Source organism: Pseudomonas brassicacearum (assembly GCF_003732265.1).
Taxonomy (GTDB): Bacteria; Pseudomonadota; Gammaproteobacteria; order Pseudomonadales; family Pseudomonadaceae; genus Aquipseudomonas; species Aquipseudomonas brassicacearum_D.
The window spans coordinates 1-309 of record NZ_MOBK01000464.1 but is presented as its reverse complement, the minus strand read 5'-3'; the positions used below and the strand labels follow the sequence as shown (position 1 = coordinate 309).

General features: G+C 60.5%; 1 protein-coding gene. It reads left to right on the top strand.

Annotated features, from left to right (window positions below; translation table 11 throughout):
- Nucleotides 1-306 (top strand): ATP-binding protein (locus tag BK660_RS32275; RefSeq protein WP_259698580.1); only part of this gene is annotated, 306 nt, incomplete at its 5' end.
- Nucleotides 307-309: the final 3 nt, after the last annotated feature.

Below are 309 nucleotides of genomic sequence, written 5' to 3'. Positions count from 1 at the left end.
GAGCTGCGTCTGGGACGCATCAGCCTGCGCACCCGCGCCATGCGCCAGTTCACCATCGGCCACATCCGCCATCGTCTGGTGACCAAGATCGAGATCATCGACAACGGCCCCGGGATCCCGGCGGAACTTCAGGAAACCATTTTCTTTCCCATGGTCAGCGGTCGCCCGGACGGTACCGGGCTGGGCCTGGCCATTACCCAGAACATCATCAGCCAGCATCAGGGTCTGATCGAGTGTGACAGCCATCCAGGCCACACCACTTTCTCGATCTTTCTGCCACTGGAACAAGGAGCCACATCGACATGAGCC